General features: G+C 64.7%; 16 protein-coding genes and 1 riboswitch. Of the genes, 6 read left to right on the forward strand and 10 right to left on the reverse strand.

What is annotated here, in order from left to right:
• Window positions 1-37: 37 nt before the first annotated feature.
• From ACG0Z6_RS00670 to ACG0Z6_RS00680, 3 genes are all read right to left on the reverse strand, one after another.
• The gene (locus ACG0Z6_RS00670) at window positions 38-586 is read right to left on the reverse strand and encodes a GNAT family N-acetyltransferase (RefSeq protein ID WP_394457845.1); all 549 of its coding nucleotides are present in this window, start codon (window positions 584-586) and stop codon (window positions 38-40) included.
• 203 nt (window positions 587-789) lie between these two features.
• Window positions 790-1,278 (reverse strand): GNAT family N-acetyltransferase, encoded by a 489-nt coding sequence (locus ACG0Z6_RS00675; protein WP_394457846.1) that lies wholly within the window; start codon window positions 1,276-1,278, stop codon window positions 790-792.
• Between the two features lie 231 nt (window positions 1,279-1,509).
• The gene (locus ACG0Z6_RS00680) at window positions 1,510-2,505 is read right to left on the reverse strand and encodes a LysR family transcriptional regulator (RefSeq protein ID WP_394457848.1); all 996 of its coding nucleotides are present in this window, start codon (window positions 2,503-2,505) and stop codon (window positions 1,510-1,512) included.
• A gap of 148 nt (window positions 2,506-2,653) precedes the next feature.
• Here ACG0Z6_RS00680 and ACG0Z6_RS00685 point away from each other — a divergent pair, with 148 nt between their 5' ends.
• The 4 genes from ACG0Z6_RS00685 (at window position 2,654) to pepQ (ending at window position 6,672) form a co-directional block, all read left to right on the forward strand.
• Window positions 2,654-3,046, forward strand: coding sequence for a DUF2917 domain-containing protein (locus ACG0Z6_RS00685; RefSeq protein ID WP_394457849.1), 393 nt, complete (start codon window positions 2,654-2,656; stop codon window positions 3,044-3,046).
• A 56-nt stretch (window positions 3,047-3,102) separates the two neighbouring features.
• Window positions 3,103-4,605: a peptide MFS transporter gene (locus ACG0Z6_RS00690; protein WP_394457851.1), complete on the forward strand. Its 1,503-nt coding sequence runs from the start codon at window positions 3,103-3,105 to the stop codon at window positions 4,603-4,605.
• 86 nt (window positions 4,606-4,691) lie between these two features.
• Window positions 4,692-5,309 carry a 5-formyltetrahydrofolate cyclo-ligase gene (locus ACG0Z6_RS00695; RefSeq protein ID WP_394457852.1) on the forward strand — a complete coding sequence of 206 codons (618 nt, stop codon included), beginning with the start codon at window positions 4,692-4,694 and terminating at the stop codon, window positions 5,307-5,309.
• Between the two features lie 10 nt (window positions 5,310-5,319).
• Window positions 5,320-6,672 carry a Xaa-Pro dipeptidase gene (gene pepQ / locus ACG0Z6_RS00700; RefSeq protein WP_394457853.1) on the forward strand — a complete coding sequence of 451 codons (1,353 nt, stop codon included), beginning with the start codon at window positions 5,320-5,322 and terminating at the stop codon, window positions 6,670-6,672.
• A gap of 116 nt (window positions 6,673-6,788) precedes the next feature.
• Here the strand turns inward: pepQ and ACG0Z6_RS00705 are convergent, their stop codons facing one another.
• The 7 genes from ACG0Z6_RS00705 to ACG0Z6_RS00735 form a co-directional block, all read right to left on the reverse strand.
• Window positions 6,789-7,427, reverse strand: a complete 639-nt coding sequence (locus ACG0Z6_RS00705; protein ID WP_394457855.1) for an OmpW/AlkL family protein — start codon at window positions 7,425-7,427, stop codon at window positions 6,789-6,791.
• A 171-nt stretch (window positions 7,428-7,598) separates the two neighbouring features.
• Entirely contained in the window at window positions 7,599-8,450 is an 852-nt protein-coding gene (gene metF, locus ACG0Z6_RS00710) for a methylenetetrahydrofolate reductase [NAD(P)H] (RefSeq protein ID WP_394457857.1), read from the reverse strand.
• Window positions 8,447-9,229 carry a TlyA family RNA methyltransferase gene (locus tag ACG0Z6_RS00715; protein ID WP_394457858.1) on the reverse strand — a complete coding sequence of 261 codons (783 nt, stop codon included), beginning with the start codon at window positions 9,227-9,229 and terminating at the stop codon, window positions 8,447-8,449. The genes metF and ACG0Z6_RS00715 overlap by 4 nt, the downstream gene beginning before the upstream one ends.
• Window positions 9,229-10,665, reverse strand: coding sequence for an adenosylhomocysteinase (gene ahcY, locus ACG0Z6_RS00720; protein WP_394457860.1), 1,437 nt, complete (start codon window positions 10,663-10,665; stop codon window positions 9,229-9,231). The genes ACG0Z6_RS00715 and ahcY overlap by 1 nt, the downstream gene beginning before the upstream one ends.
• A gap of 89 nt (window positions 10,666-10,754) precedes the next feature.
• Window positions 10,755-10,869: riboswitch (S-adenosyl-L-homocysteine riboswitch) on the reverse strand.
• Window positions 10,870-11,167: 298 nt separating this feature from the next.
• Window positions 11,168-11,833 (reverse strand): class I SAM-dependent methyltransferase, encoded by a 666-nt coding sequence (locus ACG0Z6_RS00725; RefSeq protein ID WP_394457861.1) that lies wholly within the window; start codon window positions 11,831-11,833, stop codon window positions 11,168-11,170.
• A 146-nt stretch (window positions 11,834-11,979) separates the two neighbouring features.
• The gene (locus ACG0Z6_RS00730; RefSeq protein WP_394457862.1) at window positions 11,980-13,095 is read right to left on the reverse strand and encodes a DNA glycosylase AlkZ-like family protein; all 1,116 of its coding nucleotides are present in this window, start codon (window positions 13,093-13,095) and stop codon (window positions 11,980-11,982) included.
• 53 nt (window positions 13,096-13,148) lie between these two features.
• Window positions 13,149-14,264 carry a GGDEF domain-containing response regulator gene (locus tag ACG0Z6_RS00735; protein ID WP_394457864.1) on the reverse strand — a complete coding sequence of 372 codons (1,116 nt, stop codon included), beginning with the start codon at window positions 14,262-14,264 and terminating at the stop codon, window positions 13,149-13,151.
• A 372-nt stretch (window positions 14,265-14,636) separates the two neighbouring features.
• On the opposite strand from ACG0Z6_RS00735, the gene ACG0Z6_RS00740 reads away from it, so the two are divergent.
• Both ACG0Z6_RS00740 and ACG0Z6_RS00745 read left to right on the forward strand, forming a co-directional pair.
• Window positions 14,637-15,602 (forward strand): chemotaxis protein CheX, encoded by a 966-nt coding sequence (locus tag ACG0Z6_RS00740; RefSeq protein WP_394457866.1) that lies wholly within the window; start codon window positions 14,637-14,639, stop codon window positions 15,600-15,602.
• Between the two features lie 26 nt (window positions 15,603-15,628).
• Window positions 15,629-15,997, forward strand: coding sequence for a response regulator (locus ACG0Z6_RS00745; protein WP_394457868.1), 369 nt, complete (start codon window positions 15,629-15,631; stop codon window positions 15,995-15,997).
• Window positions 15,998-16,028: the final 31 nt, after the last annotated feature.

A 16,028-nucleotide genomic window follows, 5' to 3' on the forward strand; every position in this document is an offset into this window, starting at 1 on the left:
ATGTTGGCTATTGGTGTGCCTAACGTTGACCGAAAGGTTAGGTGCAATTTCCACTGCCAGCCAACCGTGCGTACATGAAAAAGTTACAGGGTGTGCCGCGTACATGCCGGTAGCTTTTGAGCAAACCTTCTTGAGCGAACCCCATGCGCTCGATGGTGCGGATAGAACGGAGATTGGACTCCAGAACCGTGGCCTGTACTCGGACGAGGCCGACATGCTGATGAGCCCAGCCCACGAGTACGTTACCGACGGCGGTGGCGATTCCCTTGCCCCAGAACTCTGGGTTTAGATCGTAGGCAAGTTCAGCAGACTTATTGACTGGGGCGACGCTATGGAACCCGATGGTGCCAACCAGTTTATCGCCGTCTTTTGAAGCGATTGCCAGGCGAAGGCGGGAATCAGGCTCACCACTCGTTTCGTTACCCAGATACCCGCTCAGATCTTCGATGGTCGGATAATTCCAGCTCGTATGCTCATACACAGCCGGATTGTTCAGATAGCTGGCCCATGCCGCCATATCCGAGGCGCGTAATGGCCGTAAATACACGGAATCGTGCTCGACGGTTGGGAGTGAGCGGAAATGCATGCTGCACCTAACTATATTTAGACACCCAACCCACATGCCGCCTTCGCAGCCTAATGCGTCGGGAAATCGGGGCATCATAGGCTTGCGGCTCTATGGTGCAAGCCATGCCTTTGGGTGATGCCCCAGCGCGTTAGGCCGGGGGATTGGTTGCTTGCGGCCAACCTTTGCGCGGTGAACATTGGGCTTCGCAGGCTCAGCCCAACCTATCGTGCTGAAAAATTGAACACCATGTCACCAGCATCGTAGCTATAGAGTGGGGGGAAGCCGGAATCAACTTTCCGATAGCCGGCGCGAGTGAGCAACGCTTGGCATCTAAAATTTTCAGGTGCAGTCGCGGCCCAATATTCGCTAATGCCATGTGAACGCTGAATATTTTTGTGAAGCCAATCCAGAGACTCGCTGGCGAATCCATTGCCCCAGTATTCGGGATTAAACAAGAATGCCACCTCGGCTATGGAATTGTGTAGCGTGGCTTCCAGTCGGCCGATCATATTGCTGCTCGCCAATTCGCGCACCAGAAAATTCAACCAAACCTCGCCCGACGCTTCAGAACTCGGTCCTCGTAACGCAATTTCCCGATCGAGCACGAAGTTTTCAACTGTAGGTAATTCGCTGATGTATTCGTAAACTGAAGGCGCCCGCAAACAATTGGAAAGTTCCAGGAGGTGCTCTCGTTGGAGTTCTTCAATCAATACTCGCAACTGCAAAATCCTTCTCTGTTGGCCTAACTATATTTATACACCCGACCCACATGCCGCCTTCGCAGCCCAATGCGCCGGGAATTTTTTGAATCATAGGCGTCGGCCTCCGGTGCAAGCCATACCTTTGGGCGGTAGTTGGATATATCAACCAGCCAAAATTTTGGCGGGTGGAGGTTTGCAAAGAGCAGGGCCCGGTGCAGCCCCCTGGACGCGCTCTAGCGCTCAGCCCTCGCCGCCCAGGCCGTCTTCGCTGTCGCGCTGAATTTCGCCCAGGGCGCTGCGGGTTTGCAGGGCTTGGTCTTGCAGCCATTGCACGAAGCGGGCCACGTCGGGGCAGCTGCGGCCGCGCTCGCTCAGCAGCAGGCCGTAGCGCGCGGGGCATTGCACGCGGCCGCTGAGGCCGAAGGGTTCGACCAGTTCGCTCCTTTGCAAGGAGTCATGCACCAGGGCCAGGCGGGCCATGGCCACGGCTTGGCCGGACATGGCGGCTTGCACTTGCTGGTAGGTGAAGTTGAGGTACATCCAGCGCCGGGGTTGCAGCTGGGGGTGGCCGCGCTGGGTGAGCCAGTAGCGCCAGCTCAGGTAGGTGGCGCCGGGCAGGTGGGCTTCTTCTTCGGCCAGGGTGTGGGCGGCCAGGTCTGGGACGCGCTGCAGGGGCGGAATTTGGCCGCGCTGGGCTTGGTCCAGCAGCCAGGGGCTGCACACGGGGGTGAGCACTTCGCCAAAGAGGGCGATGCTGCCGGCGGGCAGGCGGCCGCTGGCGATGTAGCGCAAGGCCAGGTCAAGTTCGCCGCCTTCCATGTCGTCCAGGCTGTCGTTGGCGGAGATGCGGATGTCCACGTCGGGGTGGATGCGCTGGAAGGCTTCCAGGCGCGGGATGAGCCACAGCGAGGCAAACGAGGCGAAGGTGCTGAGGTTGATGATGCGCCGCGTGCTGCGGCGGCGGATGTGGTGAACGGTGGTGTCGAGCCGGTGCAGCAGGGGCTGCACTTGGGTGTGCAGCAGCTGGCCGTCTTTGGTCAGGGCCACATGGCGTGTGCCGCGCACGAACAGGGGCACGCCGAGTTCCTGCTCCAGGGACTGGATTTGGCGGCTCACGGCGGACTGGGTCAGGTGCAGCTCTTCGGCGGCGGCGCGGAAGTTCAGCAGCCGCGCCACGGCTTCGAAGGCCCGCAGGGTGTTCAGCGTGAGCGGGCGGGTGCGGAGGTGCTGATTCATGCGCAGATGCTATCAATCCAGGCTGCCGCATTCATTGGACGTGCGCCCCGCGCAATCCCTAGTATCCGTTTGAAGTTGCCGTGATGTTTTGTCGTTGAGTGTCGATTTGACGGCAATTGGCGCAATCTTGCGGACACAGGAGGGTGTGGTGACCAATGTATTTTTTACATGGATCAACGGCGTGCTGCTGGCCCCGGTGTTGAGCCGGGAGGACGCGGGCGGGGCTTGGTGGGAGCTGGCGCAGGCGCAGTTGCTGCGCCACACGGTGGGGGCGCAGGGCCTGCGGGTGCGGGTGGTGGCGGGGCGGTTGTGGATCACCCCGACGGTGATGGACGGCGCGGCGCCGGACTGGGCCATGGGGCCGGGCGACATCCTGGACTTGCCCCCGGGCCTGGTGGTGGTGGTGGAGGCGCTGCGGCCCGCGCGCTTTGAGCTGCTGGTGCCGCCGCAGGTGCGGGTGCAGATGTGCCCCAGGCCGGTGCAGCGCCCCATGGGTTGGAGGGTGGGCAAGCTGGGGCGCTGGCGCCCAGCCACCGACTAAGATGCCGCGCTTGGGGCCGCCCGCCGCTGGGGCGGCGGCCCGTCTGGAGCTGCATCTTGACTTCTGCCCCCACCCCGCCTCGTGCCGCCGCGTCTGTGCTGGCACGCATTCCTGACGGCTCGGCCGTTTTGTTTTTTGTGCAGGTGTTTGCCACTTTGGCTTACGCCGTGCTGTATTCCAGCCTGGTGCTCTACGCCACGCAGCGCATGGGCTTTAGCAACGCGCAGGCGGCGCTGATGATGGGCGTGTTTGGTGCCTTCAACTACGGCTTGCACCTCTTTGGGGGCTATCTGGGCGGGCGGCTGCTGAGCAACCGCAACCTCTTTGTGGGGGGCATGGTGCTGCAGGTGCTGGGCTGCGCCTTGATTGCGCGCGGCGGGCTGGAGGATTTGTACTGGGGCCTGGCGCTGTTTCTCACCGGCAGCGGGCTCAACGTCACCTGCCTGAACATGATGCTGACGCAGCGTTTTGCGCCTGAAGACCAGCGCCGCGAAACCGCCTTCATGTGGAACTACGCCGGCATGAACCTGGGCTTCTTCGTGGGCTTTGCGGTGGCGGGCTACTTCCAGCTGAGTCAGCGCTACAGCGCGCTGTTCATCTTTGCCACCTTGGGCGGCTTGGCGTCGATTGCGCTGTCGATGGCGTTTTGGCGCACCCTGGCCGACCGCGACACGCCGCTGCTGGGCGTCACGCCTGGCCAGTTCCGCCTGCGTTTTGTGGCGGGCTGGGCGATTGTGCTGGCGCTGGTGCCGCTGCTGTGGTGGTTGTTGCACCACCCCAGCGACACCGGGCAGATGTTCAAGCTCGTGGGCGCGGCGGTGGCCGTGGCGCTGGTGGTGCTCACGCTGCGCCACCCTGTGGCGGCCGAGCGGCGGCGCATGTGGGCCTATCTGGTGCTGACGGCGGGCTCGCTGGTGTTTTGGTCGCTCTACCAAATGGCGCCCAGCGGGCTGCAGCTGTTTGCCGTGGGCAATGTGCGCATGGAGATTGCGGGCATGGCCGTGGCGCCGCAGTGGGTGCAGAACATCAACACCATCGTCATCGTGCTGTGTGGCCCGGCGCTGGCGCACGCCTTCATGCGGCTGCGCGAGCGCGGCTGGCCGGTGGACGTGCCGCAGCAGTTCGCGGCCTCGCTGCTGCTCATGGGCCTGGGCTTTTTGGCCCTGCCCGCAGGCATTGCGCTGGCTGACACGCAGGGCCGGGTGGACTTTGGCTGGCTGGCGCTGAGCTATGTGCTGCAGTCTCTGGGCGAGCTGCTGATCTCGCCCATTGGCTACGCCATGATTGGCCGCCTGGCGCCGCGCCAATACCAGGGCGTGATGATGGGCAGCTGGATGTTGGTCTCGGGCCTGGCCTCGCTGTTCGCGGCCGACTTCTCCAGCGTGGTGGCCACACCCGAGGGCGCCGAGGGCGCGGCCGCGCTGGTCACCAACCCGGCTTACAGCCAGCTCTTCACGCAGCTGGGCAGCGGGGCGCTGGTGATGGCGCTGGCGCTGGCCTTGCTGGTGCCCTTCCTGCGCCGGCTCATCGACGCGCCCGCGCCTCAGGCCTCGCGCTGAGTCTGCACCCCCGCGGCGGGGAGGGCTCCACGGGTGTTGCGCCGCCGGTGTTTCACTGCCGTGGGGGCTGCACGTTGCGGCGCACAATGGACGGACCCGAGCCAACAACATTTGTGGAGCCAGACGTGGGAAGTGGATTGGAGGACAGGGCCCTGCTGCGTGCCCAATTGACCCAGCAGCGGCTGGACATGCCGCACCGCTTGCAAGCCGCCGAGCAGCTGCAGCAGGTGCTGCGCGTGTGGCTGGTGGCGCGCAAGGAGCAGCGCATTGCGGCCTACTGGCCCATCAAGGGCGAGTTCGACCCGCTGCCCGCGCTCTACCGTTGGAGCGAGGTCGACGCGCAGCGGCGCATCGGGCTGCCGGTGGTGGACCGCGAGCACGGGCGGCTGCGCTTTCACGTCTGGTACCCCGGCTGCCCCATGGAAGAAGACGCCATGGGCATTCCCAAGCCCAAAGACACCGAGGCTTTCGAGCCCGAGCTGCTGCTGCTGCCCTGCCTGGGCTATGGCCCGGCGGGCCTGCGCCTGGGCTATGGCGGGGGCTTCATGCTGCGTACCATCACGCAAATCCAGCCGCGCCCGGTGGTGGCGGGGCTGGGCTACCAGCAGGGCTTTTTGCCGCTGCTGCGCCATCAACCCAACGACGTCCGGCTCGATGCCATGCTCACCGAGGCCGGGGTCGCCTGGGACAACCCTTCTGTTTGAGTGTGAAGTGATGAAAGACACCGCCAACGCCAGCCCCGCCTGGGACGAGCTGCACCGCCGCCATGTGGCCGAGCTGCAGCAGCGCGCCGAACGTGCCCTGAGCCTCAGCGGCCATGAGGCTTTGCTGATCGCCTCGGGCGTGGAGAAGTACGGCTTCTTGGACGACCGGCCCTACCTCTTCCAGCCCAACCCGCATTTCAAGGCCTGGGCGCCGCTGTGCGCCCACCCCGACAGCTGGTTGCTGGTGCGCCCGGGGCACAAGCCGCTGCTGGTGTATTACCAGCCCGACGACTACTGGCATGTGCCGCCCGCGCCACCCACTGGCTTTTGGGTGGAGCAGTTTGAGCTGCGCATCATCAGCGCGCCCGAGCAAGCGCTGCAGCACCTGCCCGCCAGCGCCCAGGGCCTGGCGATTGTGGGCGAGGCCGACGCGGCGCTGCAGCACCTGGTGCCCAACAACCCGCAGCCGCTGCTGGACAGCCTGCACTGGCAGCGCGCGGTCAAAACCGATTACGAGCTGCAAAGCCTGCGCCAGGCCTCGCGGCTGGCGGCACGCGCGCACCTGGCCGCGCGCGAGGCGTTTCTGGGCGGCGGCTCAGAGGCCGAGATTCACCGCGCCTATCTGGTGGCCAGCGGCCACACCGACCGCGACTTGCCCTACGGCAACATCGTGGGCATCAACGAACACGCCGCGGTGCTGCACTACCAGTACCAGGACAGCACGCGCCCGACCCAGCCCCGCAGCCTCCTGGTGGACGCAGGCGCGCAAGTGCATGGCTACGCCTCGGACATCACCCGCACCTGGAGCTTTGGCGGCGCGCAGGCTGAGGCCTTCGAGGCCCTGCTGGCGGCCATGGAGCAGGCCCAGCTCGCGCTGGTGGACGAGGTGCGCGCGGGCTGCGACTACCGCGACATCCACCTCAGCACGCACCGCCACATTGCGCGCATCCTGCGCGAGCAAGGTCTGGTGCGCATGAGCGAGGAAGCCATGCTGGCGCAGCAAGTCACCAGCGCCTTCTTCCCGCATGGCATCGGCCACCTGCTGGGTTTGCAGGTGCATGACGCGGGCGGCTTTCTGGCCAGCGAGCAAGGCGGCACGCGCGACAAACCCGCGGGCCACCGCTACCTGCGCCTGACGCGCGACCTCCTGCCGGGCATGTGCGTGACCATCGAGCCGGGGCTCTACTTCATCCCCACCTTGCTGCGCCAGCTGCGTGCCAGCAGCGCCGGGGCGGCGGTGGACTGGGCCCGGGTCGAGCAGCTCCTGCCTTTTGGCGGCATTCGCATCGAAGACGATGTGGTGTGCCGTGCCCAGGGCGCGCCGGAAAACCTCAGCCGCGACGCTTTTGCCGCGCTGGGCTGAGGCCCCAAAAGCAAAACGGCCGTGGGCCACACCTCAACAGGTGCCGCACACGGCCCAAAGCCTTTTGAACTGCGGCCGCCCCTTGGGGCGGCTCTAGCAGTGGCTGGGAAGGAAAATCAGAAGCGGTAGCCCACGCCCACGCCCAGCAGCAGCGGGTCGACCTTGAACTTGCCCACGTCGGTGCCGCCAGCGCTCACGGTGGTGCCGATTTGCACCTTCTTCAGGTCCACGTTCAGCAGCCAGTTCTTGTCCAGTGCCACGTCAAAACCGACTTGGAACGCGAGGCCGTAGCTCTGACGCTTCAGGTTCAGGTTCAGCGCGGAGACATTGGCGTCGAACTTCACGCTGGAGATGTGGGTGAAGTTCAGGCCAGCGCCCACATAGGGACGGAAGGTCTGGTTGGGCAGGAAGTGGTACTGCAGGGTCAGGGTCGGGGGCAGGTGCTTGAAGCTGCCCACCTTGCCCAGGCCGTCGATGGACAGGGTTTGCTTTTGCGGGTAGGTCAGGATCAGCTCAGCGGCCAGGTTGGGGCTGAAGAAGTAGCTGATGTCCACCTCGGGCAGCCACTTGTCGTTGATCGAGGCCTTGCCCGCCTTGAGCGAGGCCAGGGTGTTGGTCAGCTGGGCGTTGTTGCCGTTGGCCGAATCCAGGTGCACAGCGCGAGCGCGAACCACGATGTCACCGGCTTGTTGGGCGGCGGCAGCGCCAGCGATCAGGCTCAGAACAGCAGCGGCGATCAGCGGGGTCTTTTTCATGAATCACTCCATCGGTGTTGGGATGGAGGCATTGCAACCCGCGCACCGTGGCCCGCATTTGAGCCATCTCAAAGTGGACCGCGGGTTATCCCGGGCTGCTGGCGCGTGTTGATGTGGCTCAAGCAAAGCGCCAGGGCTGCGGCTTGAGCGCCACAGCCCGCGCTTGCGTCTTCAGCCCGCCAGGCCTAGGCGGCGGCACAGCTCCAGTGCGAGCTGGCTTTGGTTCAAGGTGTAGAAGTGCAGGCCCGGTGCGCCCCCGGCAATCAGGCGCTCGCACAGCCGCGCCACCACATCCAGGCCAAAGGCACGGATGCTGGCGGTGTCGTCCATATAGCCTTCCATCTTCAGGGCCACCCAGCGCGGGATTTCAATGCCGTCGCGCGCCGCGAACTGCGCAATGCGTGCGTAGTTGTGAAAGGGCATGATGCCCGGCACGATGGGCTGGGTGACGCCCAGGCGCCGCGCTTCGTCGACGAAGTGGAAGTAGGCGTCGGGGTTGAAGAAGAACTGCGTGATGGCGCCATTGGCCCCGGCCTGCATCTTGTCAGCGAAGTGCTGCAAGTCGCGTGCGGCATAGCGCTGCTGGGGGTGGTACTCGGGGTAGGCGGCCACTTCGATATGCCAGTCCTGACCCTGCGTTTCGCGGATGAAGCGCACCAGCTCGGCGGCGTAGCGGAACTCGCCCGCGGTGGCGGTGCCGCTGGGCAAGTCGCCACGCAAGGCCACCACGCGGCGGATGTTTTGCGCGCGGTAGGTGGCCAGGATCTCGGCCAGCCCTTCGCGCGTGGAGCCCACGCAGGAGAGGTGCGGTGCGGCCTCGTGCCCGGTGGCCGCAATGGCGCTGACCGTGGCCAGGGTTTTCTCACGCGTGGCCCCGCCCGCGCCGTAGGTGACGCTGAAGTACTGGGGCGAGACGGCGCTGAGCTCCTGCACCACGGTGCGCAGCTTGTCCGCGCCCACGGGGGTGTTGGGGGGGAAGAACTCAAAGCTGACGGGGGTGCTCCCGGTGGGGGTGGTGCTCATGTCTTTGTGGTTCCTGTGCGGGTGGGGGCGTGCTGGCTTGGGCGCGCCCACAAAAAGAATTCCTGGTTGCCGTCGCCCCCGGCAATGCTGCTGCTGAAGTAGTCCTCAACCGTCCAGCCCTGGGCTTGCGCGGCCTCCAGCGTGCGTGCTTGCAGCTGGGGGTAGAGCGCTGGGTCTTTGACCAAACCGCCCTTGCCCAGCGCCTGGGGGCCGAGCTCGAACTGAGGTTTGATCAGCAGCAAGACTTGGCCCTGAGGCGCCAGCCAAGGCGCCAGATGGGCGAAGGCGCCGACCATGGAGATAAAGCTCATATCGCCCACGATCAGCGCAAAGCCGCCCGCCGGCGCGTGCTGTGCCAGTGCCGAGCCGCTGAGCTGGCGCACGTGCAGGCCTTCGAGCGCGGTGACGCGCTCATCGCTGCGCAGCCGCGTGTGCAGCTGCGCATGGCCCACATCCACGCCCACCACCTGCGCGGCGCCGTGTTGCAGCAGGCAGTCGGTGAAGCCACCGGTGCTTTGCCCGATGTCCAGCACCGTGAGCCCGGCCACGGCCAGGCCCGTGTGCGCCAGCGCGCCTTCGAGCTTGAGGCCACCGCGCGAGACGTAGCGCAGCTCCGCCGCGTCGGTGACTTGCAGCAGCTCGTGCTCGGGCACGTCTTCGCCGGCTTTTTTGACCACGCTGCCCGAGGCGCGCAGCACCACCCCGCGCTCGATGAGCCGCTGGGCGGCCGAGCGCGAGGGGGCGAGCTGCAGCGCCAGGAGGCGTTGGTCGGCGCGCATCAGTAGCGGTAGCTGTCGGCCTTGTAAGGGCCTTGCTTGGGCACGCCGATGTAGGCGGCCTGCTCTTCGCTCAGCTCGGTGAGCTGGGCGTTGAGCAGCGTCAGCTGCAGACGCGCCACCTTCTCATCCAGGTGCTTTGGCAGCACGTAGACCTGGCCGATGTCATAGGCGTCCTTGTGCGCAAACAGCTCGATCTGGGCGATGGTCTGGTTGGCAAAGCTGGAGCTCATCACATAGCTGGGGTGGCCGGTGCCACAGCCCAGGTTCACCAAGCGGCCCTTGGCCAGCAGGATGATGCGCCGACCCGTGGGGAAGATGACGTGGTCGACCTGGGGCTTGATCTCTTCCCAGCGGCACTTGGCTTCGAGCGCGGCAACGTCGATTTCGTTGTCGAAGTGGCCGATGTTGCAGACGATGGACTGGTCCTTCATCTTGGCCATGTGCTCGTAGGTGATGACGTTTTTGTTGCCCGTGGCGGTCACAAAAATGTCGGCCTTGTCGGCGGCGTACTCCATGGTCACCACGCGGTAGCCTTCCATGGCGGCTTGCAGCGCGCAGATGGGGTCGATCTCGGTCACCCACACCTGGGCCGAGAGCGCGCGCAGCGCCTGGGCCGAGCCCTTGCCCACATCGCCATAGCCCGCCACCACGGCGATCTTGCCCGCCACCATCACGTCGGTGGCGCGCTTGATGCCGTCCACCAGCGATTCACGGCAGCCGTAGAGGTTGTCGAACTTGCTCTTGGTCACCGAGTCGTTGACGTTGATGGCGCGGAACAGCAGCTGGCCCTTGGCCGACATCTCTTTGAGGCGGTGCACACCGGTGGTGGTCTCTTCGGTCACGCCGATGATCTCGGCGCTCTTGCGCGTGTACCAGGTGGGGTCTTGTGCAACCTTGGCCTTGATGGCGGCAAACAGCACGCGCTCTTCTTCGCTGGCGGGGTTGGCCAGCACGGAGAGGTCTTTCTCAGCCTTCTGGCCCAGGTGCATGAGCAGCGTGGCGTCGCCGCCATCGTCCAGAATCATGTTGGGGCCTTCGCCCGCAGCGCCCTTGGCGCCGAATTCAAAAATGCGGTGCGTGTAGTCCCAGTAGTCTTCCAGCGTTTCGCCCTTGTAGGCGAACACGGGCGTGCCGCGTGCCACCAGGGCTGCCGCGGCGTGGTCTTGGGTGGAGTAGATGTTGCAGGAGGCCCAGCGCACTTCGGCACCCAGGGCTTGCAGGGTTTCGACCAGCACGGCGGTCTGGATGGTCATGTGCAGGCTGCCGGCCACGCGCGCGCCCTTGAGCGGCTGGCTGGCGGCGTACTCACGGCGGATGGCCATGAGCGCGGGCATTTCGTGCTCGGCGATGTTGAGCTCTTTGCGGCCCCATTCGGCCAGCGTGAGGTCTTTGATGGCGAACTGGTCGGGCGACAGCGTGTGCGTGGCAGCGTTCATACAAGCTCCTTCGGGGCAGAAGCGTTGACGCTGGTGGTTCGGGCAGAGCCGATGTCTTCAGACAAAGTCTCACCCGGCCACCAAGGGTCAACGGGTGAGCGCAGTTGCATGGGCCGCCGATGCACCAGCTGCGGGCATCGGAGTAGCGGCGGTTTCGAGCCTGGCCGGGCCACCATGGCCGCAGTTGCAACGCTCCTCGAAACAGGGGCCGATTCTAAAGCCAGGCTGTCAGGCCGTGGCTCAAAAATGCGAGGCAAACGCCGCGCTTGTAAGGCTATTTGTCGGTATGGTCAGGAGCTGCGGCACTGAGCGAAGGGTCCGTGGACAGCCCAATGCGCGACCACCACCGGTGCCCTCTTGAGACGCGTCGATGGTGCCCCCTGCAACATCCAACAACATGCTCGTAACCGACTCTTGATCGACGAGATGCGGCCAGATACGGTAGACATGCGGCACGGGTTAGAGACGAAGGGACCTAGCCCAGGGGCGCCAGAGGTTTACCTCAAGTTCCCTTCTGTAGAACAAATACATCACCCTCGCGTTGCGCTCCCAGGCCAAAGGCGGCGGCAAGGCGTTGTAGCTTGTCGGCGTCAAGCTTCCATACAGTCTCGACATCGTCGACACCCACATCTAGCGTCCATTGCATGCCCAGCCAATGGGTGAGGATCAGCCCGTCGGGGGCCAGTAGATCGCACAGCGCTTGCATGTAACGCTCCAGGTGTCGCTGGCAGCAGGCAAAGCTGGCTATGTTGTTGTCGAGCACGATGTCGAATTGCTGTTCGCGCATTTGCTGGGCGAATTCCAGACTGTGTTTGTTGCACAGTACCGCCGTGTAATTAGGTAGTTGCTGGCTTTGCGCGTGTGCGAGCTCTTGCGGCGCGACCGTAACGCCCAGCACCTGCACTGCTTGGCCGCAAAGCCGGGCCACTGAGGAGTTTCCGCAGCCAATGTGCAGCACGCGCTTGCCCGCCAAGGGCTGGCGCACCAACCATGCGTTCAAGGCCAGCTGGTCCGGTGTTTCAGGGCAGTGGGAGTAGTCGACCAAGGGCCAGTCGATAGCCTGAGCGGCGCGATCGTAGTCATGCACGCCGGGCTCGCGACCGCAATCCTGGACCTTGGCGTTGAAGTCGAAACGGGGGGTATAAGTGTCAGGCATGGCTTCTTTCAACAGGGGCTTGCATGCTAAGGACGCAGACCTTTGCGCCTGTGTTGGTGAGCGCCTAAGTTCATCTATACCGATGAGACGCGCTCGGTCCTCTTCCCTACCCATGACTTTCGCGCAGACGCGCATACAGCTGGCTTTGGCCTTGGGGGTCAGCACGTTGCGATTGATGTGGCGCCCAAAAATACCGCCATGCCGGCCAGCTCTTGCTGCAGGGCGGCGGCGTAGCCCGGTGTGCGCGGGGCTTGGCCGCTGACATAGCCCAGCTGCGCGTGCAGGCGGCCGTCTTGCACACGCAGATTGCCCCAGCCGATGACCTCCTCGCCCCACAGCAGCGGCAGGGCGTAGTGGCCGCGCTGGCGCTGTGCGGCGGGGGTGTAGGCCTCGAAGCGGTAGGCCCAGCCCCAGAAGAGTTCAAAGCGTTGGCGGTCCCACACCACCGGGTCAAAAGGTGCGAGCAAGCGCACGCGCTGGGCCCCGCGCCAACGCCGCGCCAGGGCGCGCGGTGCTTCGCCCACGGGCCAGAACCATTGCTGCCCGGCCACTTCTGCGCTGGGCAGGCGCTGCAGGGCGCGCTTGAGGGTGGCGCTGCGCAGGTGCTCCCACTGCGGGGCGCCGCCGCCGAGGTGGCTCAGCAGCTGGCCCAGGCTGCGCCGCGTCAGCGGGGCGTAGAGTGCCACCACGGCGTCCAGCAGCTGGTCCATGGCCTGTTGAGGCTCAGCCACGCCAGGCCAGGGCGGTGCGGGGGCGTAGACGCGCGTGCCTGCATCGCGCCGCACCACGCGCAGGGCGCCGCGGTAGTGCAGGGCATCGAGCAGCTCGGTGCTCAGGCGGCTGCTGCCGCCAAACCAGTTGCTGACACGGCCATGCTGAAGTGCGGCGTCCACGTCCTTGGGGTGGGCGCTGCCAGCGTGCTGCACATGGGCGAGCACCTCCTGGGCCAGCGCGGCATGTTCGGCGCTCCACACCTTGCGCGGCTGGCGCGGGTGCATGAGGGCTTGCAGCTGCGGGACGACAAAGCCGTAGTTGACGAAAAAGTCCTCGGCCACGGCCAGACGGGGGTAGTGCTGCTCCAGCTGCCCGGCGCGGTAGTGGCGCACACGCTGGTAGAGGATGAGGTCTTGCGCGCGCGCCGGGGCGCGCAGCGGGTCGGCCTGCACAAAGCCCAGCCGTGCCAGCGCCTGGGGCAGTGTGGTGGGGGCAAACAGGCTGCGCGCCAGGGCGTAGCGGCGAAGTGTTTCCAGTTCAAGGCATGGGCAACTGTTCATGCATACAGTATCGGCGAGCCCTTGTGTGCTCCCCCTTGGGGACTACACCGGGTTCAATCAAAGCGTGCCAGTTCCTGCTCTCCCAAGGTCAAGCCGTCCCGCTGCAAGTCTGCGCTGTAGTAGCGGTTGCGGCCCAATTCTTTGGCGTGGTAGAGGGCTTCGTCGGCCCGCTGCAGCAGCAGCTCGGGCGAGGCTGATTGGTCGGCGCGCAAAGTGGTCACCCCGCAGCTGAGCGTGACATGCGGCGCCACCGGCGAAGCTGGGTGCTCCAGCGGTGTGTCGGCCAGCGTTTTGCGCAGCGCATGAGCCCAGGCCAGGGCGCCGCCGTGCGGGGTGTTGGGCAGCACCAGGGCAAATTCTTCACCGCCGTAGCGTGCGGCCAGATCGTTGGGACGCAGGCAGGAGGTGAGCAGGTAGCGCGCCACTTGGCGCAGGCACTCGTCGCCTGCCTGGTGGCCCAGCGTGTCGTTGTAGTTTTTGAAGTGGTCGATGTCGCACAGCAGCAGCGATAGTGGTCGGCCCGTGCGCTGCACTTCCAGCACCTCATGGCGCAGGCGCTCGTCGAGCGTGCGGCGGTTGACCAGCCCGGTCAGTCCATCCTCCATCGACAAGCGCAGGAGCTTGGCGTTGGAGCGGCGCAGTTCGTCAGACACCGTCAGGAGCTGACCTTGCAACAGCCGTATGCGTTGCATGGCGCGCAGCTTGGACTTGAGCACCACCAAGGAGACGGGTTTGATCAGGTAGTCGTCTCCGCCGCAGGCAATGCCTTTTTGCAAGTCGTGGTCTTGCCCCAGAGCGGAGAGAAAGATGATGGGCGTCCAGGCGCCGCGCTCCTGTTCAATTTCACGCAGCCGCGCGGCCACCCAGTAGCCGTCATGGACAGGCATGTGAACGTCGAGCAAGACCACGTCGGGGCGGTAGCGCTTGAAGGCGTCCAGCGCCTGGGCGCCACCGTCGGCCAAGGTCACCTCGTGCCCCGCTGCCGAGAGTTGGGCCTTGAGCAAGGCGCGCAAGCTGGCTTGGTCGTCCACCACCAGCACGCGCAGCGAGGGCAGGGCGGCTTCGGCGGACGGTGAGGCGCTGACGCCAGCCGTCTCGCTCGGGTGTAGCGGTGGCTCGGCGCAGGCACCTTGGGGAGGCAAAGACTCTCGGGCAGGTAGATCAAACATGAACATCCCTCATCAATGATTTCAGGTGGCGCGCTCGAGTTGGCGCACTTACGGAGTTCGCGCGTTGGCCTGCAACCAAGGCCTGAGGCGGGGTGGGCTCCTCCCCATGCTTGGTTTCTGTGCCGCGCAGCTGGCACGCGCTTGTGCTGTCTATTTCGGTAGTTCAGGCTGGACACTGAATATGGGAGGCACCCCTTGAATAGGAGGCTTTAGTCCCGTCGCGAGCGTCCGATATGACTTGGGTTGCGGGCGTTTGGCTCAGGAACTCGAGGGCGATGTGAATTCGTCCTGGAGTCTGTGCCGATGCACCGCGCCAGCCCAGCTGTTGGGCTGGCATGCTGCATCCACCCAGGCCGTACGGAATACACCCCTATGAGCGATACCACGCAACTCGAAGCCAAGGTGCTGCTGCTGGACCACGATCCGGCTCAGTACCGCCCTTTGTCGGAGTTTTGTCGCTCGGTGGGGCTGATGCCTCTGCTGCGCAGCGCTCATGATGCTTTGGCCACCCTGGCTCAGCACAAGGACCTGGCGGGTGTGCTGTTGGCTCAGGATCTGCCTGTGGACGACGGTACGGCCTTCAACTTGGCCCAGCGCATTCACCGCCAGCGGCCCGAGCTGCCCATCGTGCTGCGCCGCAGTGACAGCCGTGCCTTGAACGACGAAGAGCAAGCCTCGGTGCAGTACGAGTGGCAAAGCGGCGATATGGACGCGCTGCGTGGCATCGTCGACAAATCCATCTTCATCGTGCGCTACCCCGCCGAGCTGGTGGAGGGCATCGTGGCCCTGACGCAAGAGGCCTTGCTGGCCATGTTCCCCAACGCCGAGGTGCAGGCCGACCCGCCCTATGTGGTGCACGACCGCATCATCTATGGCGAAGTCTCCACCCTCATTCCCATCGAAAGCACCTGGTGCCGCGGCTTCATGATGCTGCAAACCGAAGAAAGCGCGCTGCGCCAAGGCGTGCTGCAGGGGATGAGCATGGAGGGCATTGGTGGTGACTTGAGCTTTCGCGAGATCAACAACCTGCTGGGCGAATGCACCAACCTGATTTGGGGTGCTTTCAAAAATCGCTACATCCCGCCGCAGGCCTTTGCCAACCAGCAAACCCAGGTGCCCATCGTGATCAACCACGCGCACAAATACATCAGCTTTGGCACCACGGACCCGCAGCTGTGCGTGCGCTATCGGTTGAGCGACCAGCAGCGCAAATCGGCCGAGCCCTTGTGGATCGTGCAGCGCTTTATCTTCAACCTACTTTGGTCGCCCGACCAATACACAGAATTCATGCGCACATCCCCTCAAGGCGGCTCAACCGGCGTGTTGGAACTGTTCTGAGTGGTGCGCAACGGAGGAGACTTTCTATGGCACATGTTTTGGTTGTCGACGATTCCAGCACCATGCGCGATGTGGTGGGGCGCTACTTGAGCAAGCACGGCTTTGAGGTCGTGCTGGCCTGCGATGGGCGCGACGGGCTGGCGCAGCTGCGCGCCGACCCCGCCATCCGCCTGGTGGTGTCAGACGTGAATATGCCCAATATGGACGGGCTGACCATGGCGGAGAAAATCCGCACCGAAATGGGCAATCAAGACGTGCGCATCGTCATGCTCACCACCGAGGCCAACGCTGAGCTGCGCGCACGCGGCAAAGCCATTGGTGTGACGGGCTGGATCGTCAAACCCTTCAACGGCGATTTGGTGCTGGGCCCCTTCAAAAAGTTCTGCGGCCTCTGAGTGCTGCGCCCATGAAAAAAGCCACCGCGTG

Source organism: Roseateles rivi (assembly GCF_043555845.1).
GTDB lineage: Bacteria > Pseudomonadota > Gammaproteobacteria > Burkholderiales > Burkholderiaceae_C > Roseateles > Roseateles rivi.